This window comes from Thermostichus lividus PCC 6715 (genome assembly GCF_002754935.1).
Taxonomy (GTDB): Bacteria; Cyanobacteriota; Cyanobacteriia; order Thermosynechococcales; family Thermosynechococcaceae; genus Thermosynechococcus; species Thermosynechococcus lividus.
The window spans coordinates 1,676,536-1,703,507 of the sequence record NZ_CP018092.1 but is presented as its reverse complement, the minus strand read 5'-3'; the positions used below and the strand labels follow the sequence as shown (position 1 = coordinate 1,703,507).

At 54.7% G+C, this 26,972-nt stretch carries 20 protein-coding genes; 11 read left to right on the top strand and 9 right to left on the bottom strand.

All coding sequences use genetic code 11. From position 1 onward, the window contains the following. Positions 1-83: 83 nt before the first annotated feature. The 3 genes from BRW62_RS08540 to BRW62_RS08530 form a co-directional block, all read right to left on the bottom strand. The gene (locus BRW62_RS08540) at positions 84-1,244 is read right to left on the bottom strand and encodes a response regulator (RefSeq protein ID WP_099799083.1); all 1,161 of its coding nucleotides are present in this window, start codon (positions 1,242-1,244) and stop codon (positions 84-86) included. A 680-nt stretch (positions 1,245-1,924) separates the two neighbouring features. Then, complete coding sequence (gene leuS, locus BRW62_RS08535) at positions 1,925-4,492, bottom strand: leucine--tRNA ligase (RefSeq protein ID WP_099799082.1); 2,568 nt, start codon at positions 4,490-4,492, stop codon at positions 1,925-1,927. An 81-nt stretch (positions 4,493-4,573) separates the two neighbouring features. Then, positions 4,574-6,769: a hybrid sensor histidine kinase/response regulator gene (locus tag BRW62_RS08530; RefSeq protein WP_198405963.1), complete on the bottom strand. Its 2,196-nt coding sequence runs from the start codon at positions 6,767-6,769 to the stop codon at positions 4,574-4,576. Positions 6,770-6,986: 217 nt separating this feature from the next. On the opposite strand from BRW62_RS08530, the gene cobN reads away from it, so the two are divergent. From cobN to BRW62_RS08515, 3 genes are read left to right on the top strand one after another with little or no spacing between them, the layout of a single operon-like run. After that, positions 6,987-10,679, top strand: a complete 3,693-nt coding sequence (cobN, locus tag BRW62_RS08525; RefSeq protein ID WP_099799080.1) for a cobaltochelatase subunit CobN — start codon at positions 6,987-6,989, stop codon at positions 10,677-10,679. 31 nt (positions 10,680-10,710) lie between these two features. Next, entirely contained in the window at positions 10,711-11,259 is a 549-nt protein-coding gene (locus BRW62_RS08520) for a thioredoxin family protein (RefSeq protein WP_099799079.1), read from the top strand. Further along, positions 11,231-11,590 carry a hypothetical protein gene (locus BRW62_RS08515; RefSeq protein WP_227517327.1) on the top strand — a complete coding sequence of 120 codons (360 nt, stop codon included), beginning with the start codon at positions 11,231-11,233 and terminating at the stop codon, positions 11,588-11,590. Before BRW62_RS08520 ends, BRW62_RS08515 begins: the two co-directional genes overlap by 29 nt. On the opposite strand, the gene BRW62_RS08510 is transcribed toward BRW62_RS08515, so the two are convergent. The 3 genes from BRW62_RS08510 to BRW62_RS08500 are packed head-to-tail and all read right to left on the bottom strand — an operon-like array spanning position 11,587 to position 13,200. Next, positions 11,587-12,063 carry a GNAT family N-acetyltransferase gene (locus BRW62_RS08510; protein WP_099799077.1) on the bottom strand — a complete coding sequence of 159 codons (477 nt, stop codon included), beginning with the start codon at positions 12,061-12,063 and terminating at the stop codon, positions 11,587-11,589. The genes BRW62_RS08515 and BRW62_RS08510 overlap by 4 nt on opposite strands. Beyond that, positions 12,035-12,577 carry a hypothetical protein gene (locus BRW62_RS08505; protein WP_198405962.1) on the bottom strand — a complete coding sequence of 181 codons (543 nt, stop codon included), beginning with the start codon at positions 12,575-12,577 and terminating at the stop codon, positions 12,035-12,037. Before BRW62_RS08505 ends, BRW62_RS08510 begins: the two co-directional genes overlap by 29 nt. Next, the gene (locus BRW62_RS08500; protein WP_376787941.1) at positions 12,577-13,200 is read right to left on the bottom strand and encodes a flavin prenyltransferase UbiX; all 624 of its coding nucleotides are present in this window, start codon (positions 13,198-13,200) and stop codon (positions 12,577-12,579) included. The genes BRW62_RS08505 and BRW62_RS08500 overlap by 1 nt, the downstream gene beginning before the upstream one ends. A gap of 388 nt (positions 13,201-13,588) precedes the next feature. Here BRW62_RS08500 and BRW62_RS08495 point away from each other — a divergent pair, with 388 nt between their 5' ends. The 3 genes from BRW62_RS08495 to BRW62_RS08485 all read left to right on the top strand — a co-directional run bounded on the left by BRW62_RS08495 (position 13,589) and on the right by BRW62_RS08485 (position 15,269). After that, a complete protein-coding gene (locus BRW62_RS08495; RefSeq protein WP_099799075.1) occupies positions 13,589-14,119 on the top strand; it encodes a hypothetical protein in 531 nt (176 codons plus the stop codon). A 108-nt stretch (positions 14,120-14,227) separates the two neighbouring features. Next, positions 14,228-14,824 carry an ATP-dependent Clp protease proteolytic subunit gene (locus BRW62_RS08490; RefSeq protein ID WP_099799074.1) on the top strand — a complete coding sequence of 199 codons (597 nt, stop codon included), beginning with the start codon at positions 14,228-14,230 and terminating at the stop codon, positions 14,822-14,824. A gap of 46 nt (positions 14,825-14,870) precedes the next feature. Further along, on the top strand, positions 14,871-15,269 hold the full coding sequence (locus BRW62_RS08485) for a hypothetical protein (RefSeq protein ID WP_099799073.1): 399 nt from the start codon (positions 14,871-14,873) through the stop codon (positions 15,267-15,269). Positions 15,270-15,280: 11 nt separating this feature from the next. On the opposite strand, the gene BRW62_RS08480 is transcribed toward BRW62_RS08485, so the two are convergent. Together BRW62_RS08480 and BRW62_RS08475 are read right to left on the bottom strand one after the other, a co-directional pair. Next, positions 15,281-16,477: a Coenzyme F420 hydrogenase/dehydrogenase, beta subunit C-terminal domain gene (locus BRW62_RS08480; RefSeq protein ID WP_099799895.1), complete on the bottom strand. Its 1,197-nt coding sequence runs from the start codon at positions 16,475-16,477 to the stop codon at positions 15,281-15,283. Positions 16,478-16,492: 15 nt separating this feature from the next. Continuing rightward, positions 16,493-18,694, bottom strand: a complete 2,202-nt coding sequence (locus BRW62_RS08475; RefSeq protein WP_099799072.1) for a phosphoketolase family protein — start codon at positions 18,692-18,694, stop codon at positions 16,493-16,495. A gap of 166 nt (positions 18,695-18,860) precedes the next feature. Here BRW62_RS08475 and BRW62_RS08470 point away from each other — a divergent pair, with 166 nt between their 5' ends. Next, positions 18,861-20,258 carry a cobyrinate a,c-diamide synthase gene (locus BRW62_RS08470; protein WP_099799071.1) on the top strand — a complete coding sequence of 466 codons (1,398 nt, stop codon included), beginning with the start codon at positions 18,861-18,863 and terminating at the stop codon, positions 20,256-20,258. 474 nt (positions 20,259-20,732) lie between these two features. Here BRW62_RS08470 and BRW62_RS08465 read toward each other — a convergent pair whose 3' ends face one another. After that, positions 20,733-21,851 (bottom strand): hypothetical protein, encoded by a 1,119-nt coding sequence (locus BRW62_RS08465; RefSeq protein WP_157768344.1) that lies wholly within the window; start codon positions 21,849-21,851, stop codon positions 20,733-20,735. A 434-nt stretch (positions 21,852-22,285) separates the two neighbouring features. Here BRW62_RS08465 and BRW62_RS08460 point away from each other — a divergent pair, with 434 nt between their 5' ends. From BRW62_RS08460 to BRW62_RS08445, 4 genes are all read left to right on the top strand, one after another. Further along, entirely contained in the window at positions 22,286-22,969 is a 684-nt protein-coding gene (locus BRW62_RS08460) for a DUF1345 domain-containing protein (protein ID WP_157768343.1), read from the top strand. After that, entirely contained in the window at positions 22,969-23,742 is a 774-nt protein-coding gene (pgeF, locus tag BRW62_RS08455; RefSeq protein WP_099799068.1) for a peptidoglycan editing factor PgeF, read from the top strand. Before BRW62_RS08460 ends, pgeF begins: the two co-directional genes overlap by 1 nt. A gap of 2 nt (positions 23,743-23,744) precedes the next feature. Next, on the top strand, positions 23,745-24,860 hold the full coding sequence (gene cobT, locus BRW62_RS08450) for a nicotinate mononucleotide-dependent phosphoribosyltransferase CobT (RefSeq protein ID WP_099799067.1): 1,116 nt from the start codon (positions 23,745-23,747) through the stop codon (positions 24,858-24,860). Between the two features lie 126 nt (positions 24,861-24,986). After that, a complete protein-coding gene (locus BRW62_RS08445) occupies positions 24,987-26,816 on the top strand; it encodes a P-type ATPase (RefSeq protein WP_099799066.1) in 1,830 nt (609 codons plus the stop codon). The last annotated feature ends 156 nt before the right edge of the window (positions 26,817-26,972 follow it).

Below are 26,972 nucleotides of genomic sequence, written 5' to 3'. Positions count from 1 at the left end.
GATCAGTTCTTCCACCACTGGTAAAGGTAGGACACAGCTCAGCCCCTGCGATCGCAACTTTAGGTAGTCCATAGCAGCCAGTACTAGATAAATTTCTCAATCGTACTTAACAGGACGTCGCGATCCACGGGTTTGGTAAGGTAGTAATTTGTGCCTGCCATATGTCCTTTGGCACGATCAATTAAGCCATCCTTGGCCGTCAGCATGATCACTGGAATCTCCTTAAATTTTTCAATTTTGCGGATGGTGCGGCAAAACTCAAAGCCATCAATTTCCGGCATTGTTACATCTAAAAGAATTAAAGAGACGTTCCGGTTATTTAACAGCGACAGAGCATCAATGGCACTGGTGGCGCTAATCACTTCGTAGCGATCGCCCAAGGCACGACGAATCATCGCTTGGACAATAGGACTATCGTCCACAGTTAAGACCACCGGTAACGCTACGGAACTGTTATCCCCACCTACAAAGTGAAGCAAGCCATCATTCACCCACTTTAGGTACAGCGACCCGAGAGCTAATGAGTCTTTGCAAAGGCTCTCGGCAATATCGCCAATGCTATTTTCACCATTGACCCATTGTCGCAAATGCTGAACTGTGGGTTGGTGGTGAATTCCAGCAAGGGCACCCTCATGTAATCGTGGCACTGCCTCAACGGAGGGAATTGCTGGATAAAGTTTTTGCCAAAGTGGTTTACGGCTTTCGATGCGCCGCATGAGGAGGGCGGCAGCAATGCCGTGGCCGTCCTCCCCATAACAGAGATCGCAAACTAGGTTAGGCTGGGGCTCAAAGGTACAGGTGTAAGGCACCAAGCGTTCTAAAATTATCGTTAACCGCTCTGTCACCGCATTTTCTATATCGTCCCAATTGAGAGCACGGGTATTGACAACAGCCTCAAGAACAGAGCGGTAAGACGCATCAGCACTATGGTGATTGGCGTACTGCATTAGGGTATCTATAAACCCAATCTTGAGTAGTTGACCGATGAGCTGCAAGAGACCGATAGGGGTGGGCATTTGCCGAGCTGCAATCGTCAAGTGACCCCGATAAAAGCTGACATCGTAAGCTAGGTGACGCTGAGGGGCAGGAATTTTAGCCGCAATCCGTAAAACACCTGTAAATTGCTGTACTTCAAGCATTTCCAGCATTTGTGGCAGGGGCATTACTGCCTCCAATGTATCTCTGGGCAAGTAATTGGCATCGCCAAACGCCTGCATAACATCCCCCCGATGAGTGCCAAACACAACATTTATTCCTTTTACTAAAGCTACACCACTAGAACAAACTCACTATGTATCCACAACTACATCGAATCATTAAAAACTCTTAAATAAAGACACTGATTATTAAGTAAAGACACTAAAATTTGTCTATAAAATCCGTGGAAATATCTTAAATTGCTATAAGATACGGTTCTTCCGGAACGGTGGTGAAAATTTTAATGAGATACTTTTAATCAGGGATGGCATCCATGGATATTCATCCTTTAGCAACTTCAGTTGTTTTAGGTTATAATTGTACTGCGGACACCAGAAACGGTTGTTCAAGGCACTGGTAACGGTCGATTGGGGGTGTTGTAAACCACCCCAGAGGCTCGCGGTTGGCTTGCTAACTGCAGGGCTACTAAAAGCTCCCTGCTTTAGCTGGGAGTAGTTTACTTGCTGATAGACCTGCACCCCGATAACAATCTTCTGGCCTTGCTAGGTGCTACAAAATCAGCAACTAGCCGAATCCCAAGAAAAGAGTTTGAGTCTGAGCTTAGACCGTATTTCAAGGGTGTTGCTGAGTGTGGCTATGAATTGCCCTCATCCCCAACCCTTCTCCCTAGGGAGAAGGGAGCTAAGAGTCTCGTTCCCTCTCCCAAAGGAGAGGGCTAGGGTGAGGGCGGCAAGCGAAGGAAGGTGGGGATAGCCGCGCTTTTCTTCTAGGCATCCAACACAAAGTTGACCAATTTGCCAGGGACAACAATCACTTTCTTAATCACCTGGCCACTGAGATAGCGTTGGCCAATGTCGGAGTGTTTTGCTGCCGCTTCTAGCTCTGCTTGGCTGGCACCAGCGGGAACCTGGATGGTGCCACGGGTTTTACCCATAATTTGAATGACAATCGTGAGTTCATCGGCAACAAGAGCTGTTTCATCGAGCGTTGGCCATGGTTGACGATGGATGGAACTGTTGCCCCCAAGCTGCTGCCAGAGGTCTTCGCTGATGTGGGGCGCAAAGGGAGCAAGGAGGGTGAGCAGGGTGCGAACGCCTTCGCTGTACACCCCAGAAGTGTAGCAGTCAGCATTACTCAGGGCATTGCTAAGTTTCATGAGTTCGGCAACGGCGGTATTGAGTTGGTAGTCCCCTGTAAGATCGTCAGTTACCTCTTTGATTGCGGTGTGAGTGGCGCGTCGCAGTTCTTTTTCAGTTTTACTCAGGGTCGACGGCAACGGTTGTCCAAGCTGGCCGCCTTGGGTTTTGAAGGTGTGTACCAGCCGCCAAACGCGATTGAGAAAGCGGAACTGGCCTTCAACATCGGCATCATCCCACTCAAGGTCTTTTTCGGGAGGGGCTTTGAAGAGAATAAACATGCGAGCCGTATCCGCGCCGTACTGCTCAATCACATCGCTGGGGGCAACACCGTTGTACTTGGATTTGGACATTTTTTCATAGACGATGTCTAGGGGGTCTCCGGTTTCTGGATCGGTGGGGGCGCTGAGATCCGCAATCTGATTGGGCATGACGTATTTGCCGGTTTGCGGGTTTTTGTAGGTACGGCCTTGCACCATGCCTTGGGTGAGCAGGCGTTGGAACGGTTCCGAGACCGAGACAAGCTGGCGATCGCGCAAAAATTTAGTAAAAAAGCGCGAGTAGAGCAAGTGTAAAATGGCGTGCTCAATGCCGCCGACGTACTGATCCACCGGCAACCACTCCTGAATGGCAGCGGGATCAAAGGGGGCTGCTGCGTTGCGAGCATCGGCGTAGCGGAAGTAATACCATGAGGAGTCAATAAAGGTATCCATGGTATCGGTTTCCCGTTGGGCGGGGCTGCCACAGCGAGGACAGGGTACCTCGCGCCAGGCAGTGAGTTTAGCTAAGGGGGATGGGCCGCGGCCACTAAATTCCACATCCTCAGGGAGCAAGACGGGTAACTCTTCGCGGGGAACTGGTACGGCACCGCACTGGGGACAGTGAATGATGGGAATCGGTACACCCCAATAGCGTTGACGGGAGATTAACCAATCCCGGAGGCGATACTGTACCTGTTCGCGTCCCCAACCTTGGGCAGCAGCATACTCGGTAATGGCTGTTTTAGCGGCGATCGAGTCCATGCCCGTAAAGCGATCGCTCTCGATGAGCACCCCTGGCTCAGTATAAGCAGCCTTGAGACGTTGCTTGGTTCGGCCACTGGGGGGAGCAATCACTTGCTTGATGGGGAGTTTATTCGCTGTGGCAAACTCAAAATCACGCTCGTCGTGAGCGGGCACTCCCATCACCGCCCCTGTTCCGTACTCGTACAGCACGTAATCGGCAATCCAGATCGGGATTTCTTGTCCTGTGAAGGGGTTAATGGCTTTGCCGCCCGTCGCTACTCCCCGCTTGGGGCGATCGCCCGCAGTGCGCTCTAGCTCACTTTCCTGTTGCACACTGGCAATGAACGCTTCAACGGTTTTACGTCGCCGAGCACTCGTCACCTTGGGCGTTAAGGGATGCTCCGGTGCTAAGACAACGTAGGTCACCCCATAGACCGTATCTGGGCGGGTTGTGAATACCGCAATCGTCTCGTCGCTACCCACAATGGGAAACTCAAGGTATGCCCCCACCGACTTCCCAATCCAATTGGCCTGCATCAACTTCACCCGCTCTGGCCACCCCTCAAGTTGGTCAAGGTCGTTGAGGAGTTGCTCAGCGTAGGCGGTAATTTTGAGGAACCACTGCTTGAGCAGCTTGCGCTCCACTAAGGCACCCGATCGCCACGATCGCCCTTCACTATCTACCTGTTCATTGGCTAAAACCGTCTGATCCACCGGATCCCAGTTGACTGCTGCTTCCTTTTGATAGGCCAAACCGGCATCAAAGAACTCCAAAAACAGCCATTGCGTCCAGCGATAGTAATCGGGATGACAGGTCGTTACCTCCCGCTCCCAGTCGTAAGACAGCCCCAACCGCTGCAACTCTTGGCGCATTTGCTGGATATTTTGCTGCGTCCAAACGTGGGGATGAATCCCTCGCTCAATGGCTGCATTTTCCGCGGGTAGGCCAAAGGCATCCCAGCCCATGGGGTGCAGCACTCGATAGCCCTGCATACGGCGCGATCGGGCAATCACATCAGTGATGGTATAGTTGCGAACATGCCCCATATGTAAATTGCCCGAAGGATACGGAAACATCGAGAGGGCATAGAACTTCGGCTTACGAGGATCGGTATCCGTGCGATCCAAGTGTTGTGCTGCCCATTCCTGTTGCCACTTGGCCTCAATAGCGTGGGGGTCGTAGCGATCGTCCACAGGAGTTTTCCCAACAGTTCGGCTTATCTATTGTAGGGGAAAGGCTTAGCGCTTCTTACGGTACCACCGGATCCAGCAACCCTAGATGGGCACCGCTACGGCGGTTAAGCCAATCGTGATCTGCTGTAAAAACCCTTCCGGGTTAATGGGCATCGGAATATAGCGATCCACCCCCCGATAGTTCCCCTGTGCCCCTAGGATAAATATTTTGATCTGAGCCGTGGTGCAGCGGCAGCGGAGGTGATCCACAAGTTCTTGCACATCTCCGTAGTTAAAGGGTTCCGTCAAAATCACCGCCAAGGGAGCCAAGGCCAAGAGGCGCTCCACTTCCCCATCCACCAGCCAGACGACCTGATAGCCTGCGGTTGTCAAAATTGAGCAGATGAGGGTGGCAGTGGCTTCATCATCACTAACGAGCACAATGCGCCCTTCGGGATATGTCAGGAGATCCGTGGCGGCAAGGGGTGGCAGTGTGTTTGTGACGGCGGCGGGTGGCTCGGCCATTGGTTTGGGTAAGCCGACGGTAAAGATACTGCCCTTCCCTTCGGTGGAGTCCACCTCAATCCACCCATTGTGCAGCTCTACCCACTGCTTGGTTAAGGCTAAACCCAAGCCAGCCCCGGTATAGGCACGCCCAAAGGAGCTGTCCAGTTGCTGAAACTTTTGAAATAGGAGGGGTTGCAAATGGGCAGGAATGCCAATGCCGTTATCTTCAACTTGGAACAGAAGTTCATCCTCAGTCCACCATGCCCGCAAAATCACCTCGCCCATCGCAGGAGTAAACTTAATGGCATTACTGAGTAGGTTAATGAGCGCCTGTTGCAGACGGCGATAGTCACCCCAAAAGCGATCGCGACCGGGGGAAATCACCAGTTGATGCCTGAGGTTGACGTGATGGCGCTGGGCTTGAGGCCGGACGAGTTCGAGGCACTCGGCACACAATTGCCGGATAGAAAAGCTACTGCGGCGCAGATGCGATCGCCCCAGCTCTGCCTGAGAGAGATCCAAAATGCTATTAATCAGCTCTAGGAGGTGGCTACCGCTCTCGTGAATAATCTCAAGGTACTCCCGCTGCTTTTCAGTGAGTGGGCCAAGGGGCCAACGCAATAGAGTGGCCGACACCCCAATCACACAGGTCAGGGGGGTGCGCAACTCGTGGCTCATCGTTGCCAAGAAGTCATTTTTAATGCGATGAGCCGCTTCCATGGCGCTGAGGGCTTCGCGGAGGGCTTGGGTACGCTCATTCACCCGCTGCTCAAGGGTATCCTTTTGGTGTTGTAGCTCGCTATAGAGTTCTGCTTGGTAAATGGCAATGCTGAGGTGCTGGCTGAGGTGACCCAAGAACTCAATTTCTTGGGGCTGCCACTGGCGGGGGCGATCGCACTGGTGCGCAATGAGTACCCCCCACAAACTATCTTGCACAATCACAGGAACAATGAGCCATGCCTTAATCTGCCAGCGGGCGGCAAACTCCTGCAAGCAGGGAACACTGGCATAGTGGCGGTCAATATCATCGACGGCAATCAGCTCACCCCGATGTAATCGCTCGTAGGTCGGCGCAGGGGTACGGGCCCATTCCCAGCATTCATCCCACAGCCCCAGCACCGACACAATAGTGCTATCCCGACAGGATTCATAGGTAATTTCACCGCTCAGCACGGCGGTGGTGCCCCTAAACTGCGCCACCAAGAGACGATCCACCGCCAAGAACTCGCGAATCCGATCCACCGCCGTTTTTAAGAGTGCTGGCAGTTCCAAACTCTGGCGAATTTGGGTGGTTACCTGATGCAGCAGTCGTTCCTGGGCTTGGCGTTCCTTCAGCGCCGCCGTAACTAAGGGCTGGCAACTCTGGCACTGCTCCATAGTTGCGTCACTAAAGAGATTCATCAGGGCGATCGCCACCCCAGTGGGTAGGGTGCTGCTGCTCTCGTTGCCACGCTGAGCCAAGCGATGTAAAAAGGGTTTGAGGACGGGGCAGTAAGCAGGTGCCGTTTGGGAACGTACCTGCCGTAAAAAGCGGGCGATCGCGGCGGGGGAGGTCACTAACTGAGTGCGATAGTGATTCAGGTGCGCGGTCGTGATGGCTCGCAACAGGACGGTCAGGGAGTCCCCAACAACAAGGGTAAAGGGTTCCACTGCCGCAGGTTTGCCTACATCTTCACTGGTGAGAACAGTGGCACCTAGGGCAGTCGCTTCCGCCAGCAGAGCCGTTGCCATGCGTTCGTAAAACAGAGACGGTAAAATCCGATCAAATATAGGTTCCGAATGGGACATCATCCACAACTAAATCGGCAGAGACAGCGTTTCACAAGCGTTTCACATCACTATGAACATGGGCAGATGAATGGGCAAAAGCATCCCTCACGTCACTGAGCAAACATACAGCAGAACTCACCCCTGTGGCTGCAATGATTGCTCTCAGAGTCTAGTTGTATCGGAGAGCATGGGTCGTTGAGTTAACTGCACTAGTTTGTTTAATAATTGGAACGGGCTGATGCATCGAATCCTTACACTTGGTGATATTTCGTTAGAGTCGGCGGGCAGCGATGTTGCCTTTGTGCAACAAACCGTTGCACCTGTTGTTATTTTAACGGCAGCCGATAGCGATATTACGCTGTTGGCGCAGGCCTATACCGAGCTTGCCGCAGAACTTCCACCCCTGCGCTTGGCGCACCTGTTGCAGTTGCAAGCAGCGGCGGTTATTGATGACTACGGCGATCGCGTCTTGGCTCATGCAGACGTGGTGGTGCTGCGTCTGTTGGGGGGGCGGGGCTACTGGAGCTATGGCCTAGAGGTAGCGCAGCAACTGGTCAGCGATCGCGGTGCGCAGTTGGTTGTTCTGCCTGGGGACGATCGCCCCGACCTCGAACTAATGAGTGTGTCCACCTGGCCGCTGGCGCGGGTGAACCGCCTGTGGCAATACTTCCGTGAAGGGGGGCTGCCCAATATCCGCTCGGCCTTGCAGTTTGTAGCCCACCACGGGTTTGGGATTGGCGCTGAACCACCGGCTCCCCAGATCATTCCCCGCTGCGGCACCTACCCCCAGCCTACAGCGGCACCGCCAGAGTGGCCAACGGTGGGGCTGATCTTTTACCGCGCCCATTATTTAGCGGGGAATACTGCCGTGATCGATGCCCTCTGCCAAGCCCTACGGCAGCGTCAGATTGCCCCCTTGCCGGTAGTCGTCTCTTCGTTGCAGGAGCCTGAGATTCAAGCTGAGCTATTCGCCATGTGGCAAGGCAGGGTGGAACTGGTGCTGAATACAACGGGGTTTGCGATCGCCAAGAGCGAGGCCACCCCCTGCCATTTTTGGCAGCAGCTAGACGTGCCCGTTCTCCAAGTGGTGCTCAGTAGCAGCACTCAAGAGGCATGGCAGCAGCATCCCCAAGGGCTGGTGCCCCGAGATCTGGCAATGCACGTTGTCCTGCCGGAGGTGGATGGCCGTGTGCTCACCCGGGCGGTGTCCTTTAAGGCGGTAGAGCAAATTCAGCCTGCGGTGGAAGCAACGGTGACCACCTATGTCCCCGAGAGCGATCGCATTGCATGGGTGGCGGATCTCGCTCAAAATTGGCTTAAGCTACGGCATCGCCCTCCCCAGCAGCGGCGAGTGGCTCTCATTCTGGCAAATTACCCCTGTCGCGATGGGCGGCTGGCCAATGGTGTCGGCCTAGACACCCCCAACAGCACGGCGGAGATCCTCAAAGCACTGGCGGGCGCTGGATACGACTTAGGGACAACCCCATTCCCAACCGACGGCGACGCGCTGATTCACCACCTGACGCGCCACCGCACCAATGACGCCGAAGGGAATCAGTGGCGAGCCACCAGCCAGTCTCTCCCCCTTGAAGCGTACAATCGCTATTTTGCGGAATTGCCTGAGACTGTGCAAACAGCCCTGCGGCAGCGCTGGCTATCACCAACAGCAGACATTCCCATTTCAGGCTGCCAGTGGGGCAATATTTTTGTGGGAATCCAACCCAGCCGTGGCTACGATCGCGACCCCAGCCTGAACTACCATGCACCGGATTTAGAACCCACCCCTGAGTATCTGGGGTTTTATTGGTGGGTGCGGCACCAGTTCCAAGCTGATGCCATCATCCACGTGGGCAAGCACGGCAACCTAGAATGGCTCCCTGGCAAAGGGGTTGCCCTCAGTGCGTCCTGCTATCCCGAAATTGCCCTAGGTTCTCTGCCGCACTTCTACCCGTTTATTGTCAATGACCCCGGCGAAGGGGCCCAAGCCAAGCGCCGTGCCCAAGCCGTAATTGTGGATCATTTGACCCCGCCCTTAACCCGTGCGGAACTCTATGGCGGCTTGGATACCCTCAGCCACTGGATTGAGGAGTACTATGCTGCTGAGCAGTTCGATCGCCCCCGCTTGGGTATCCTCCGCCAACGCATTGAGGCACTGGTGCAGGAGTTAGACCTCACCCAAGAGATTCGTGCCCCACAGGAGGAGGAATCGTGGACCGCTTGGCTAGCGCGTACCGATGGCTATCTGTGCGACTTGCGTGATGCCCAAATCCGTGACGGCCTGCATGTACTGGGGCAGTGTCCCACAGGCCAGCAACTGCGGGATTTAATCGTGGCGATCGCCCGCAGTGCCCCTCCCCAAGGTATTACCCGTGCCCTCGCTCAGGATCAGGGGGTAACAGTGGATCCCCTCACGGCTGATCCAACGGATGCGAGTCCTGTGGCGGGGTATCGCTCGGTGGGCGCATGGCAAGAGGCGCTAGAAACCACGGCGGCCTCGTTGGTAGAGCGGCTCTTAGCCGGGACGCCAGTGAGGGAGATCCCCTGTGGTGCGGCAACCCAGCAGTGTTTGCAATGGATTCACAGCGTTCTGTGGCCAGCGCTACAACACACGTCACACGAACTCACCCACCTGCTCCACGGTCTCAATGGGGGGTATGTTCCCAGTGGGGCTGCCGGTGCCCCTAGCCGCGGACGGCCTGATGTCTTGCCCACCGGCCGCAATTTCTATGCAGTGGATCTGCGGGCTGTACCCACGGAGGCCGCTTGGGGGTTGGCACAGCGATCGGCGGCGGCGCTGATTGAACGCTACTGCCAAGAGCACGGCGAGTATCCGCGCACCCTCGGACTGTCGGTGTGGGGCACCTCTACCATGCGCACCGGCGGAGATGACATTGCCCAAGCGCTGGCGCTACTGGGGGTGCGCCCAATTTGGGATGGCCCATCGCGGCGGGTGGTGGGTCTGGAGGTCATCCCGTTGTCCCTGTTGGGGCGGCCACGGGTCGATGTGCTGCTGCGGATTTCCGGGTTCTTCCGCGATGCCTTTCCAAACCTCATTGCCCTGTTTGATGCAGCGGTGCAGCGGGTTAGTGAATTATCTGAACCCCCGGAGCAAAACCCCTTAGCGGCACAGGTGGCCACAGAAACCCACTACTGGCAGACGCAGGGGCTAACTGCTGAGCAAGCTCGCACCCGCGCCCGCTATCGCATCTTTGGCTCCAAGCCCGGCGCGTACGGTGCAGGCTTACAGGGGCTGATTGAGGCGCAAAACTGGGTGGAGGATGCCGACTTGGCAGAGGCGTACATTCACTGGAGTAGCTATGCGTACACTGGCGAGGCGCAAAGCCACAGTGCTGCCGACGCCTTGAAACATCGCTTACGCCAGTTGCAGGTGGTGGTGCAAAACCAAGACAATCGCGAGCACGATCTGCTAGATTCCGATGATTATTATCAGTTTCAGGGGGGGATGACTGTGGCGGTGCGATCGCAGCGGGGCGAGCAACCAACGGTCTATTTTGGCGATCACTCCCGACCGGAGCAGCCGAAAATTCGCACCCTCCAAGAAGAACTGCTGCGGGTCTATCGCTCGCGGGTGGTTAACCCAAAGTGGCTCACCGGCGTGATGCGGCACGGCTATAAGGGCGCCTTTGAAATGGCGGCAACGGTGGACTACCTCTTTGGCTACAGCGCCACAACTCGCTGTGTACCGGATTATGTGTTTGCAGGGGTGGCCAACACCTACCTGCTGGCAGAGACAGCACAGGCCTTTGTTGCGCAGCATAATCCTTGGGCACTGCGGGATATGGCAGAGCGGCTCCTAGAAGCGGCACAGCGGCACCTGTGGCAAGCGCCTGATCCGGACGTACTAGAGCGGTTGCGATCGCTGGTTCTGTACGCCGAAGGTTTAATTGAAGGCGCATCTGGACTACCCTAGGGGATAGCAGTGCATCGTTTGGATAAGAGTCATGGGGGCATCCACAGCAGCAGATGGCCAGCGCCTACGCAATTTCCTAATTGTCATGGTGGCCATTGTCCTGAGTTTGGCGTTGTTGGTGGCGGTGCGGGGCAACAACCAGCCGCTCACCTTAGCGGAGCAGGCGAGTCAGGCTACCCCATGGGCAGAGGCACAAACCAACGGGAAGCCAACGCTCTTAGAGTTTTACGCCAACTGGTGTAGCAGTTGTCGCGCTATGGCGAAAGACTTAGGAGAGTTAAAGGCGGCCTACCGCGATCGCGTCAATTTTGTGATGCTGAACGTGGATAATCTTCAGTGGCTGCCGGAAATCGAACAGTTTGGCGTAGATGGGATTCCCCACTTTGTTTTTTTGAATGCCCAGCAAGAACCCCAAGGGACGGCCATTGGCCTGCAACCGAAGGGCATTATGGCACAAAACCTCGAAGCCCTGAGTCTTGGCCTCCCTCTGCCCCACGGTGGCAGCAGCGGCAACGTATCTCAGTTGCCCAACCCCCGCGCAACTCAGCGCAGTGACGATCCGCGCAGTCACGGAGGCTAAGGGGGTGGACTCCGAAGACGAGGTGCGGCAACTCTATCGCGAAACCCGCGATCGCCTTGACCAGCTCTATGCGGACTATGAACGCATTCAGGCCACCCAAGCACGGCTGAAGCAGGCGAACGCAAACGCCCTCCAAGCCGAAGGCGATCGCCTACAGGAAGAACTACGCCAGCTGGAAGTGGAGTTTGGCTTGACCTTACTGTTTAATTTGGGGGATGCTGCCCGCGAGTGCTGGCAAGAGATTCTCCGCCAAGAGCGGTTCTGGAACTTTGTGCGCTTTTTTGGCTTGGGGTTTGCGCTAGGGATTCTTGTCAAGGCACTGACAGGCTAGGAGCGCTTCAGTGCCGTTTGCCAAAGCCCGGGCCGCGACTCAGGAATGGCGATCGCCCCTACGGCCTTAGCATAAAACTCTTCTGAGGACACCCAGCCAATGACAGCATAGGCATAGCCCATTGCCCCCATGTGCCAGAGGGTTAACTGCAACAGGAGGCGACCAATGCCTTGGCCACGGTGCGACTCCGCCACAGCCATCGGGCCAAACATCCCCAACGCGGCGGTATCATAGCAGGCCATGCCAAGGAGGTGCCCGTCCTGAACCGCAATCAGAATGCGGGGTGGGCGTTGACTGAGGGCGATCGCCACCTCGCTGTGCCACCCGGCACTAAAGCGATCCTGCACCCACTGCAAAATGAGATCCGTTTCTGAGCCAAGGGGGTGGCGATAGTGAATCCCCTGCTGCTGGTGGGCGGTGACAGCTGGCCAGTCCACCTCAAGCTCATAGAGTTTGACCAGCATATCCGTCATAAATCAATATCCCAATCCTCGTTATCATCACTGCGGGGGGAGGGGGCGTGAGAATGCGGTACTCGGCATCCACAACCGACTGTGGTGGCGGCGGTGCTGGCTGGCTTTTGCGGGAGGGGCGGTAGCGGTGGGAATAGGGGGCACTGCGACGCGGCGGCGAATCGTTGAGGGTGGGTTCGCGCGGGGTAGTCGAGTCAATCTCCTCAAACCAATCCTCGGCATCCGCGACCTCGCTATCCTCTGCGGGGGCACGCATGGATGCATCCTCTACTGGGATTGGTTCTGGCGATTGCCGCTGGGGTCTGCGCTTTTCTGGTAGAGTGCTTGAACTCAGCACCAGCAGCCCCTGCCCCCACAGAAGACCAACCATAGCAGCAGCAGCAATCCAGAAAGCAAGGGGCAACGGTGGTGTTTGCTGCCCTAAAAAACGCAATGGCAGCACAGGCTGCCAATTTTGGACAACTAATGTGGTGATCAGGGCGATCGCCGCCACATATACCCAGACGTGCGACATTAGTTAACCGGTCCTTGCCAACGCTTTAAGGGCACACAATCCAACCCTAGCTGATCGAGAGCACGAGCCACGACAAAATCCACCAAGTCCTCAATCGTTGTGGGGCGGTGATACCACGCTGGAATCGCTGGGACGATCCGTGCCCCGGCCATAGCCAACTGAGTGAGATTCTGCAAATGAATTAGGCTAAAGGGGGTTTCCCGCGGCACCACTACCAAGGGGCGGTTCTCTTTAAGGTGCACATCCGCCACCCGCTCCAGTAAATCAGAACTTAAGCCTGCCGCTAGCTTGGCCACCGTGCTCATACTACAGGGAATAATGACCATCCCAAGGGTGCGAAAGGAACCACTGGCGATCGCTGCGGCCACATCGGTTGGGCGATGGCACGTCAACGACCCGTCCCAGACCTGCGCTTGCTCTCGCCAAAAGAGCGCCTGCTTATCCGGCAGCACTGGCATGGCTAGGCCGCATTCCGCTTGCCACACCTGATGAACAGCCTTAGATGCCACTAATTGAATAGGATACCCTGCTTGTAATAGAAATTTAATGGCACGGACTGCGTACAAAAGACCAGACGCGCCCGTAACACCCAAAACAATCGGTGGAGGAGAGGAAGTCACAATTTAAGCCATACTAAACGAAACAGTCATCACCCTCGGCAAACCCTTAGGTTTTTGCAACGGTTCCATTGTGAACTACCGCTATTGAATCAACGATTACAATAGCGGCTTCCTACCCACAGAAGCACTTGCCACTCCGAGAGTGATGAGTCTTACCTTCTGGCGATAGGCATTGCCCCGCGTCCCGCAGGTCAAACAGCATGGAGAACAGGAGAATGCTTGTACGTATCTGGCTTGGTTTTCGCTCAGTTGCCTTCCACGCAAGGCTGTTTGGATTGTACTACAAGCTGCTGCCGCAATTATCTCACGCTTCCATCAACGATTTGAAGTGGAGGAGTCTTGCGGGTTTTGCTAAATTGCCGACTGGTACACTCTCTTAAGTAGCTGCAACATGACCATTCCTGATCCGGCCTTCTTCCCTGAACCTACGACAGATAGTGCGGTGGTTATGCCACCAGAACTTATCCGCGAGTTGTTTGATGCTGCACTCCTAGATGCGCTAGTCTCTAGTGAGTTACCAGATCTCGATCAACTGTTTGTGAACCTAGAACCCCTCCGGCTTCAGACCGCACCCCCCCCTATCTCTGACGCCCAGTGGCGGCAAATGCAGGCGCAGCAACAAATCATTGCTCGGCAGCTTGAAGAAACGCTGACCTATTTGGCCAAAGTCAAAGCCGTAGCCTACCAACTCCAAGCGGTGGCTAGCGAGTTTGTCACCACACCCAAACGGGGTCAGCGACAGCCATCTTCCCTCCATCCCCTTGAATATTTGGCCGCAGAGTTGCTACAGGCGATCGCCCACACCCAAGCCGCTTTAGAACCAATCTATGACCCCCTACACAACCTAGGAGACACCCTCAATGCTGACGAGCCAGCATTGAGATCCTTTTCTAGTGCAGCAATGTCACAATCTCTGCCCTAGGCGTGGTTATGGCTTGTAGCTTGACCTAACTATGCTTGATCCTGTTGCGCCGCAGGGGGGCTAAATTTTGTTACTGTAGGAGCATGAGCGTCAGCATGGAAGAGTTTTATGCCCATCGGAGTGCCTAAAGTCCCCTACCGGATGCCCGGGGAACCCTACACCCAGTGGATTGACATTTATAACCGCCTGTACCGTGAGCGAATTATCTTCCTCGGCAAAGAGGTTGATGACGAGATTGCCAACCAAATCGTGGCAGTCATGCTCTACCTTGACTCGGAAGACCCGGGCAAGGATATTATGCTGTACATCAACTCTCCTGGTGGCTCGGTCACCGCAGGCATGGCCATTTATGACACGATGCAGCACATTAAGTCGGATGTGGTGACCATCTGCGTTGGTTTAGCCGCTTCCATGGGGTCATTTCTTCTGGCCGCCGGGACGAAAGGCAAGCGTTTGGCATTGCCCCACTCACGTATTATGATTCACCAGCCTTCGGGGGGCACCCGCGGTCAAGCCACGGATATTGAAATTGAAGCGCGCGAGATTTTACGGGTACGGCGGCAACTCAATGAACTCTACGCCCACCACACCGGCCAACCCGTCGAAAAAATTGAGCGGGATATGGATCGCGACTACTTTATGTCTGCCGAAGATGCGAAGGCCTATGGCCTCATCGATCAGGTCATTGAAGAACGTGCCCATTAAAGACCCAAATTAACTGCATTGCCGTTTTATCGAGGTTGTATCCATCATGCTGCGCCCCCTCTCCTGTCTTATTGCGGCTCTGGCTGCTGGTGTGGGAGTCTCGTTGAGTCAACCAATGCGTGCCCAGTCTGCTAGTCCCTTTCCCGAAGAGATGATGACCAGCACGGTTCAACAGATGAGTGACTCGTTGGCGACCTATATTGCAGGTTCTAGTTGCAGCCAATTAGCCAGCATTGTCAAAATGATTCCCACCGATGGCAGCAACCCGGCACTGGATCCCAACTCCATCATTGGGTCAGTGATGCTGACGGTTAAAAACAGCCCTAATTTGCAGTCCACGATCGCCACGCGGGTTGGCCCTCCCCTCATTAGCAAAATGTTGGAATGCAACATGGTTCCGGTAGATCTATTGATGCAAGCCGCAACAACTCGCAGAGGGCCGTAACACCTTAGGGTCTAAGACTCTGGTAAGTGGTACTGATCAACAATTTTTTGGGCAAACCTAGGGACATGAGTCGCTAGCTTAGCTGGGTAATTGCGTCGCACAAACAGATAGTTGCGAGTAAAGTGCGAGTCAATGGAAAATCGAGCATATTCCAACCCTTTGGGGCCAATCCGCTCAATGACTAAACCCATCAACTGCGCTGCCCACATTGGCAAGGTCACTCCCTTATCGTAGGCTGGAATGCTTTGCTGCACGGCGGCATGGCGATCGCCTTTGCTCATTACCGGTTGGGTCTCTAGCTGTGCCCGCACTAAGTCCAGCATTTCTTGGCCTAGGGGATTGCGCACCACCAGCCACTGCCAACCAAAGGGTGCCCCCATATAGCCGACAACTAAATCCGCAAGGCCATTCACATAATCAAAGCAACTCATGCAGGAGGGGGCAAACACATCCTTGAGTTGATTGGTTTTAAGGCCAAAAAAGGGAACCGTTTCCGTCGAACCATCACTGTGCTTAAAGTGCACCCGGAAGTCCTGCATAAACTCGTAATAAACCACGGTATCTGGGGAGCGGCTCGTGGTTTCTAAGAACTTTTGCAGACCCGCGCGGGTGACGTTATCCACACAGGGGGTGCCCAACACGTAGAGCTTCTCTAGGCCTAATTTATCCTGCACGGCTCGCAGGGCTTGGATTTGGCAGCCCACACCAATGACAAGCAGGCGCTTTAACCCTGAGCGCTCCACCTCCTCCAGCACGGATAGGTTGGGGGACAGGGTGGGTTTATTGACCCGGGCGGCGAGAATCTCGTCACGGTTGCGGGCAATGACGGGCTTGGGGGTAAAGCGATCGCCCTCGCTAGCGTGAACACAGACCACCCCTTCCACCCGTCCGGACTCCAGCATGGCAATGGCAATACTGCTGACGATGCCGGTCCACTGTGCCCCTGCAATCGGCTCTGTTTTGCGGGCAGCCAGCATTTGGTGGTGAACCCCAAAGTAGCATTCATCCCAATTCTCAAGCTGGCGCGATCGCCCGTGGGTTTGGGTCTCAAGGGTCTCAAACTGTTGGTTTAGAAAGGCACAGGCCTCCTTCACGTAGTGGATATAGTAGGTGTCACACAGGCCGCATTCACTACAGAGGGCTTTGGCGGGGCGGGGGCTACCGGCTTTGAGGGCACGGGCTTTTTTATGGTTACGAGCGAGGGTCATCAGAACGTCCTGCATCTAGAGCTTCAGGAGAGTATGGGCGCGATCGCAAATGGCCGCTGGGGTCAAGCCATTGTAGGCCATCAGTTCAGAGGCACTGGCGGTGGTTTCACCCCGCTGCCATGCCAGTACATCTCGTGGCGCCGTGGCTCGCAGCAGCACCGGCTCCAGAAGAGCAGCAGCACCACCAGTGATAGCTAACAGCGCATCACCCCCAAAGAGACGGGCAAAGGTGGCCTCATCGGCAAAGCCATCGTCTGGTTCCGCACAGGTTTGCCATGCTACATCGCTAGGGCGGTATAAACGGCGGGGATTAATGACCGAGACAATGCGCACCCGATAGCCTGCAGCTTCTAAGGTGGGCACAGCCGCATACACAGGATTCAAAATCATATCCCCAAGCACCGCCAGCACTAAGGTAGCGCGCCCACTGGCGGATTCATAGAGCGTCACCGCGCCCTCCGCCAGTCCTTGCTCTGTTTGGGCAAAGGTCGTCCGCACCGGCAGCGGGCTCTTGCTAGCAAAGATGGCAATCCCCTTATTCTGCGCCGTTAGTGCCCAGCGATAGCACACTTGAATACTGTTCGCATCCGGTGGAAACAGGGCAAAGACATTGCCATTGCGCAGCAGCGCCGCGTAGTAGGCTTCAATTTCTGGGCGCTGGTGCGTCCAGCCATTGCGCCCCTGCTCAAGGGCACCCGCCGTATAGAGGGCTACAGTGGCGGGGGTGGGGCGGCGCAGTTCGGCCATCGCTTGGGTCACGGTTTGCCAAATCGGCAGACCATTAATGGCAAAGGACTCGTAGGAGCACCACAGGCTGCGACTGCCCATCAAACACAACCCTGCTGCTAAGCCTGCACAGGCATCTTCGCTGAGGGGTTCATAGACTTGGCCGTGGGGAACTTGGTTGTAGAGGGGGTCCTCTGTGGGGTGAATGATTTTCAAGGCTTGGTTGATGTTGCCAATTCCAGAGGCTTCGTTACCATCGGCATTGGTGATCAAGTAGCGGCGATCGCGCGCTCCCACCTCTGCCACCATCCGACCCATGGCGGTAGTGGCTACTTTGGCCTCCCCAAGATCGTAGGCTTCGAGGGGAATATCCCCCAACGGCGGAAGCTCAAGCACCTGTTCTGTGACGGCAACACGTGCTGCCGAACCCCCTGCAGCGACTTCGCAGTTGTGGCGCACCAGTGCCCAGGCTGAGGGCGAGAGGGCGCGGGCTTTCAGGGCACTAACAATGTCGGGATTCTCAAGGGTGTGCTGGGCATAGAGATTGTGGGATTTGGCTCCCTTGGCATGCACCCCTGCCCCTTTAAGCTGCTTGAGAATCAAGACCGTGAGCTTACCAGAGAGCGCTGATTGCGCCGCCTCCTGTACCCCTAGGAGGACGGCTTTTGTAAAGGCCAGCCGTTGCCCAAAGGAAAAGAGGGTGCTGTCCACATAGGCTCCCGGTTGGTTGGCATCATCAAAGTCCTTGGCATCCACCAGCACCACTTCCTCAAAGCCATTGCCGTGCCAGTAGGCCATCATTTCGCGATTACTTTTCAGGGATACCATGCTGTGGTGCTCTTGGCTAAAGCCGTTCCACACCAGCACCGGCAAGAAATTGGTCACCTCAGGAAAGGCGGTATGGAAATGCGCCATCCCACTCATCACGTAGGGTTCTCCGAGGCCACCATCGCCCAATGTAAAGGGAAAGAGGGTGTGACGGTGCAGCCAAGCTGCCGCCATTGCGAAGTGCTGCCCCTGCCCCAACGGGCCGGCGGGAGCCAAAATACCGGGAATATAACCGGAAAGGTGCCCCAATAACCCGTGTTTTTCCCGAAAGCGATCGCGCAGGTCTTGAACCGTGTAAATCCCCATCTGCTCTAGGGAGCGATCCAAGAACATGGCGGCATAAAAGCCGGGCGCATGGTGCCCCACTTCGGTAATGATATTTTTGTACCCCAGCAGTACTAACGCTGCATAGGCTTCCGCTTGGCTCGCAAAGCCCCCCGGATGCCCCGAGGCTTTACTGGCGGTCATTTGCAAAATTAAGTAGCGGAGCGCATCGGCGTAGAGGAGGGTTTGGTAAGCCGCCGCAGGGGACTCTGGGTCTGGGAGCGTGGTTTGCTGGGGGTTCAGCAGCGGTGTTTGCCCATAGTGCTCCCAGTCTGGCCAATCGTCGCCAAAATACTGAATTCCTTCACAGAAGCTGGGCACCGAAGTTACCGCTGTCATACGACCCAATCCTTAACTTGCACACTTAATCTTCCATCTTACAAGGGGGTGGCGGCGGTCTCCGGCAATAATTAAAGTATGCCCAACAAAGTAAATAGGGCTGCTCATCAATGGTTGCGGTAGCTTGGCCAGATCAATTGATTTTTGTAGGGGGATGTAATTAGGAATGGCCTTAGTGATTGCCGGCGATCGCAGCGGTGTGGGCAAAACCACGGTGGCTCTTGCCCTCAATGCGGCTCTAACAGCGCGAGGGCGGCGGGTACAAACCTTCAAAGTTGGCCCTGATTACATTGATCCGCTGTTTCATAGCGCCATCAGTGGCCGTCCCTGTTACAACCTTGATCCCATCCTCACCAGTGCTGATTATGTGCAAACCTGTGCGAAGTACTATAGCCAAGATGCGGATGATGTTCTAATTGAAGGGGTGATGGGGCTGTTTGATGGCCGTAGTGGCACCAGTGAAGGCAGTACGGCGGCCATTGCCCAATTGCTGAATGCCCCGATCCTCTTGGTCTTGGATGTGCAAAAACAGGCAGCATCGGTCGCAGCCTTGGTTTATGGCTTTTGTCACTACCATCCAGCCCTGAGAATTGCCGGAGTCGTTCTCAATCGCGTCGGCAGCGATCGCCACCGCCAAATTTTAGAAGATGCCCTTGCGCCCCTTGGTATCCCCGTCCTTGGTGTCCTCTACCGCGATCAGCAGCTTGCCCTACCCAGCCGCCACCTTGGGTTAGTTCCACCCCACGAGTCAGCAGCGTTTCAAGCCGTGGGCGATCGCCTAGCTGTTCTTGGTTGCACCTGCTTTGATTGGTTACACCTCGAACCCCTTTGCGCTCCCCTCTCCTCTCTCTCCCCTCCCCTCTCCTCTCTCCCCCCTCTTCCCTCTCCCCTCTCCTCTCTCTCCCCTCCCCTCTCCTCTCTCCCCCCTCTTCCCTCTCCCCTCAACATTGGTATTGCCCAAGATGCTGCGTTTCACTTCTATTACACCGATGCCTTAGATGTGTTACGCACCCTAGGAGCAACCCTTATTCCGGTATCACCGCTGCGAGATCCTTGCCTCCCCCCCAATCTGAGCGGCCTGATTCTAGGGGGTGGCTTTCCTGAGGTGTTTGCTGCCGAGCTAAGCGCCAATGAGTCTTTTTTAAGTGCTCTGCGCCACAGCCTCCAGCGTGGGTTACCCGTCTATGCCGAGTGTGGGGGGTTAATGTACTTAGCGCAGGGGATTCACACCCTAGAGGGTCAGGTTTACCCCCTAGTGGGGCATCTGCCGACAGTTGCACACATGGGCGATCGCCTCACCCTAGGCTATCGCACTGCAACTGCACTGCACGCTACCCCGTGTGTTGACCAAGGGCAGCAGGTGTGGGGGCATGAGTTTCACTACTCTAGGGTGACACCATCCCCCCTCTCTCCCCTGTGGCACCTCAACAGCTTGCCAGAAGGATGGGGAAGCGATGATGTCCATGCCAGTTATCTGCATCTGCACTGGGGAGGCCACCCAGAATTTGCCATGAAATTTTTGCAACGGGCAGCGCATTTTTCTAGGTCAACACATCTGTGTTAGCCTGCGCAAACTACCCAACGCTGATGCTACGCATAGAACGCGGGCTTTCTGTAGCCCTCCAGTTATCTCGCAAGACAACTAGGAACCTCTAGGCTGGTTTACCCAAAAAAGCGCCGTAAAGCCCTTGCCTACCGCTACGCGGAAGCAAGCTAACAGGTATGGGGATATAGGACGCAAGCTATTTTATCTGCCCCAATAGACTCATGCTAGTTAGAGAAGCCAAGCTAAAGGGGACACCTCGGGTATGGCTGGAAGCCCCGTACTTCAGTACGGGGAGGAAAGCTCCTTTAGCAACTTTAGTTGTTTTAGGTTATAATAATACTGCGGACAACAGAAACGGCTATTTAAGGCACTGTTAACGGTCGATTGGGGGTGTTGTAAACCACCCCAGAGGCTCGTGGTTGGCTTGCTAACTGCAGGGCTACTAAAAGCTCCCTGCTTTAGCTGGGAGTAGTTTACGCTTCAGGGGCATACTCAATGCCGAGGAGGGCTAGACTGGTGAACTGATGCTTGGGCTTTCTTCAGGTATTTTTCAATAGTTATCTGTTTGAAATACTTAAATTTCAAGCGGCAAAGCCGCTCCGCCTCAGTTAAATACTGTAGGCCTGTGCGGATATCTCCTGCACCTAAAGTAGCAATGCCAGCCCTCAGGAGTAAATCTGGATCATCAGCACGATGGCGTCGCAGTTCATATTGATCACGAGATGCCTGAGTCAGCGCACTTGCAACCAACAGTACTAGCGAAGCCTCCTCGCCTTTCAGAGGTAAAACTCGTTTAGTGATGGCCTTGAGGACATCTTGAGGCACGCGGATCGTTGCCTGAGCAACCGGAGCTGCCAATTCGTCTTCTTGGGGTACCCCTAAGAAGTTTGCCAACGCTGCCAACGTTTGATCACAGGATGCTTGAGTTGAATGCTTAACCGTTGGTAGATAAATGACGGTACCCATGACATCCATGGCTAAGGTAGGGGACTGTTGGTAATTCTGAACCGAACGGATCGCCCTCAAAGAAAACTGATAATACTCAGTATCCCACTTCGGTAGATGGAAGAAGGGGGTAAAAAGCCAATTATTGTTGTGAGGCTGCTTGCTTAAGCCAACAAATAGAGGCAGTCCAAGCCAAGAGCTAACAGTAAGAATCTTGGTATTCTCATCAAACTTGAACTCCAATTTATCCCAATATTCGCAGGCCAGCAGACTAAAGAACATATAGAAAAGCAAAAATACCAATAGTTGATTGCCAACCCCATACACCCACAAACCCGATGGTGACTTTAACAGGGTAATGATTGCTGGTGTTAGGACAAACTGGCTAACAGGCCACGCTGCAATCAGTAGCACAACGGTACCCATTCCTGGTACAAACCGGAGTAAAAATACCTCCATTGCCACCCGTGCTACTCCCCTTAAGTCAAGCAGCGCCGTAATAAAATTAGCCACCATTAGATATAGCAGCCATGTCAGTAAACCTATCAAAATTATCAATACAATGAGTCCAATGGTTAGGTTTCTAGTGAGGTCACTGGCAAGATTTTCGCTATAAATCAGAGCAGCGTGGTTATTCTGAATATAGGCTGGGTTAAAGGAGATCAATAGCCCCCAGCCAAAAATAAGTGTAAAAATTCCTGCAATAAGACGGCCAACTAGATCAAAGCCCTCAGTTCCCACTAGGGTATATTGGTTACCACTTGCAAAACGATGAATTCGTAACATAAAGCAAGCAATTTAGCCGTTACACTCTATTCTATCGAAGTGTCTTGATAGGCTTAGTATTCCACATTACACAGGTCACAGAGATGCCCAAAAGTGTTGAAGATTAGTTGCATCTTATTAAGCTAGTATGGGGCTACCCAATGCTGCACTCCACAATAGTGACAGGTACTTCGCAAGTTTTATGGAAGCCAAGTTCTTTCCTTGCAGCAGCTATCTCCAACCTTTCGTTGTGCTGGTTGGCTCAGTTCTTTAAGTTCACGCTGAATTCTCTCCCCAATCCTCAAGACAGCGGATAGCAAGGTATGCTGAGTTGTATGAGCTTCAGTCGAATTGGCCGATGGATTGATCAACTTCAGGTGGGAATGCGCCTGATCCTTGCTCTGTTGGTGGCTGTTATTGCCCTTGCCCTTACGGGTACTTGGCTAGAGTTAGGACAGCGACTTCTATTTGCTTGGGATGTAGGCATCACTACCTACCTGCTGTTGCTCCTGAAGATGATCGTCAGTGTCAATAGCTTACAAACCCAGCGGCGATCGCAGGTGGGGGAACCTAGCACGCTCATGATCCTTGTGCTGGTGGTGTTTACGGCCATTGCCAGTATTGTGGCAACGGGTTTACTCTTAGCAGATACCAAAATTCCTAATAATCCCCTGTTGGCCTTGCAGGTGAGCTTGGCGACATGGGCGGTCATTGCCGCATGGTTTTTAACTCACACCTGCTTTGCACTGCAGTACGCCCGCTACTACTACGATGACAACTACCATACCGTTAATGAGTTTGGTTATGCAGGGGGTCTGGATTTTCCGGGAGACGGCGAACCCGATTACCTCGATTTTATGTATTTCTCCTTTACGATTAGCCTGACATCCCAGACCTCTGATGTCTCTATCGAGGGGCAACGCATTCGTCGTCTTGTGCTGTTTCACCAAATTGTCTCCTTCTTTTTCTACAGTGTTATTGTCGGGTTGGTGATCAATGTCATTGCGGACTTGTGGTGATGTGGCACTGGCAAACCACTGAACTGGGGGTATTTTTAACCTGTGACCTGCTATCAGACTTTCGCCATGGGTTCTTTAGTCGCACTTGGCAGGGTCAGCCCCTCGAATGTCTCACGGCGGCACTGGGGTCAACTGCACCTTCGCTGCGCACTCAACAGGTGCATGGCAATCGTGTTGTCTTGGCCGCAGAAGTGTTGGCCACGCAAACCCGTTTAGAGGCCGATGCCCTAGTTACCACGGCGGCGGATCAAGCTCTGTGGGTGTGCAGTGCTGATTGTGTGCCACTGCTGATTGCTGATCAAACGACGGGACGGGTTGCGGCAATTCATGCGGGCTGGCGGGGGACGGCTGCTGAAATCACCAAGAAAACAATTGCCCAAATGCAGGCGTTGGGTAGCGAGTTGGCTAGTTTACGGGTGGTACTAGGGCCTGCCATTCAGGGTAAGCGATATCAAGTGGGTTTGCCGGTGGCCTATGCTTTGGCGGCAACCGTGACAGACGTAACCGATCAGGTCGATGCTGCGATGGTCTCTACAGACCTTTACCAATCCTTAGCAAGGTTGGATCCGGCAGTAGTGTTTACGGATGCAGACCCGCAACGGCTGCGGATTGATGTGGCGCGGGTCAATCGGTTGCAACTGTTGCAATTAGGGCTACAGGAGGATCAGATAGCGCTGTGTCCCTACTGTACCTACGAAGATGCGACCTACTTTTTCTCCTACCGCCGAGAACGCCTCAAACAGGTGCAGTGGTCAGGAATTGTTAGTCAGTAACCATGATTGGCGTGGCGTGGGGACAAGACATTGCTCTGCGGTGGTGCGATCGCCTGCGGTGCACTCACAAGGGCGATCGCCCCCAAAGTCAACAACCAGCGATCATTTGTGTCCTAGGCTTTACGGAAACCGCCTTAATTCCCGGAATTTCAGCAGCAGGGAAAACCGCCACCGATCGCCGCTATACTGCCCTAGCCGATGGCGAATTTTTACTCAGGGGGGTTCAACCCCGCTACCAGTACCCCCTTCCCCCCCTGATTGAGGGAGCCTCCCCCGCCCTTATTAGCCGTGCCCTCATCGAATCCCTCGATCTCCCCCTCTACGTTTTTAATGCTGGCCTGCCAGCACCGGGGTTGGTGCCAATGATTGACCTAGGGGGAGTGCCCGCGCGGTGTGTGAGTACAGGGCAAGCCATGGATCGCGCAACGGTTGAGCATTTGTGGCATCAAGGATGGCGGTGGGGTGAACGGTTGAGCCAAGCCCACCCTTGGCTGGTGATTGGCGAATGCGTTGTTGCGGGCACAACCACTGCTTTGGCACTGTGCGAAAGCTTGGGAGTTACGGCACAGTACTGTGTGGGCAGTAGCCATCGCCAGAGTAACCATGGGCAAAAGTGGCAGATTGTCCAGCAGGGGCTGAGCCAGTTACCACCCCATCCAGACCCCTTGGCCTGTGTGGCAGCCATTGGCGATCCGATGCAGGTGGTGGTCGCCGCTATGGTTTTACGCGCTAGTCAAACCTGTGAGGTTCTTTTGGCCGGGGGGTCGCAAATGATTGCGGTGTATGCCTTGGCGCAGGCGATCGCCCGGTGGCAGCAGTTACCTTGGCGGCCTGATCAAATTGTTGTGGGTACCACTCGCTGGATTGTAGAGGACACCACGGCTCACATCAGCACCTTAGCTGCGCGAGTTGAGTGTCCGCTCCTCTATAGCCAACTGAATTTCACGACCTCCCGTCATGCCGCCTTTCGAGCCTATGAAGCAGGGTTTGTCAAGGAAGGAGTCGGGGCGGGTGGCTGCTGTATTGCGGCTCATCTTTTGGCGGATTGGCACAACGAGCAGATGGTTGCGGTCATTGACAGCCTAGGCGATCGCTGGCATAAGCGTCTTGCTGAATAGGTACGTTGCAGGCAGACATGCAACCCTGTAGCTTGCGCTCAGATGGCGGTAAAACAGGGCTTGTATTTTGATCCCAAAACAAACGTTATAAGCTGAGAAGAAGTGGCCAGTATAAGGCAGTGTGCAATGGAGCAGCAGATTGTCCATGCAACCGTAGGACGGGTACGGTTTCGAGTGCCGCGACTACGCTGGGATGCCAACTATGCTGAGCTAGTGGTGCAGTTGCTAGAGTCCTTGGCCATTGTGGAGCGGGTGCGCTTAAACCGCCAAGCCGCCACAGTGGTTGTTGAGTATCAGCCCCATTTACTCGCTGCCAACACCATCCACGATGCCCTTAGTCGCTGCTTTAGCCAAGCAACGGTTGCCACTCCCCAGCCATGTCCGCCCACGGCGGCACCTGCGGATGCGATCGCCCTCGAAGATTACGAGGCGCAAGTGGAGGCCGATGCCCGCCTTGAAACCGATTGGGAGCGCTTAGGGTTACCCCTTGTTGCCTTGGGCGTATCACTGTTGAGTGTGCCGTTCGAGCTTCCCTTTGTCGTCGTGGGGGCAGCGGTGCTTGCCAGTGCATGGCCATGGTTTCAGCGCGTGGGGCATCAGGTCAGCCAAGGGCATCCTCCCAATGTCGATTTACTCGATAGCCTGTGGATTGGGCTGCACACTGCCAACGGTCAGTTTTTAGCACCCGCCTTAAAAACTGCGATGGTTGGGGTGAGGGCAGATGTGCGCGATCGCCACCGACGACAGCAATTACACGCCTATCCCAGTGTCTTAATGGAGCACTATCAGCACCTTACGGTTGAGCGAGGGCAGGTTCCCCTAACGATTGAAAGCCAACAACTCCAAGCTGGGGATATTTTCTGGCTACAACCCGGAGAGTTAGTGCCTGCCGATGGTAAGGTTTTGGTTGGCATCGCCGAAATTGAGCCTGCTCACTTTGCCCTCTCGCGCCAAGTGATGGTTGTCCGCCCAGGAGACTCCCTCAACGCCGGTAGCCAAGTGATTACCGGGCAACTACAGGTGCAAGCCACCCGCACGGGTTGGCAAACTCGCCTTGGCTTGATCACTGACTTGCTGCACACAGAGCCTGTCTATGATAGTGCCTTAGCGCACCAGCAAGGAGAATTTGCCCGTCATGCTGTTTTGCCCACCTTGGCACTAAGTGCCGCATTGTGGTTCTCCACAGGAGCCTACGGGCCGGCGATCGCCCCCCTGCAATTTGACTTTGGCAGTGGCGTCCAACTCTCACTGCGTACCGTCCTCCTGTCTGCCCAAGTATTTGCCGTGCAGCAAGGGGTTTACCTGCCAACCGCTGGCACCCTCGAATATCTTGCCCAACTGAATTGTTTAATTATCGATGGTCGCTCAGGCATTCCCGACCTCTTAGGGTGTCAACGCCTGATTCAAACCCTACGACGTATCGGCATAGCCACCTACGTGGTGCATCCAGAGGCGCATACCGTCCCCATGGAGGGAGCCACAGACCTCACCTCAGATCGCCTTAGCGATTTACAGTGCTATCTGCAGGGCAAACAGTACCGTGTGGGCTGGCTCAGCTTTGGGGAAGCCTGTAGTTGTCCCCTAGATCAGTGGCTGCCAATTCGCTGGGCGCCTTCCACCTTTACCCCCAATGCCAAAGTTGTCGTCTTGCTCGATCCGGAGTGGGCGGCGCTTAGTCGTGGCATTGCCCTAGCCCGGGATGCCCTAGAGCGTACCTACCAAAATGTTGCCTTAATTACCTTGCCTAACCTCGCTGTCACCTTTGGCGGTATGTTTTTGGGGCTGCATCCTGTGGTCAACGTAGTCACCAATAATGTCACTGCCTTTATGGCAGAATTTCTCCATGGCGACGCTCCCCAGTTCCGCACTGAATTATTGCCCTCTAGGCCAGCCCCCTCGTTACCCACGACCCAACACGCGCGCCCTAGCATACCTCAGTTGGCCTTTGCACCCTAAGGATCACATCGGGCAGAGCTGGAAGCCCCGTACTTCAGTGCGGGGAGGAAAGCTCCTTTAGCAACTTCAGTTGTTTTAGGTTATAATTGTACTGCGGACACCAGAAACGGTTGTTCAAGGCACTGGTAACGGTCGATTGGGGGTGTTGTAAACCAC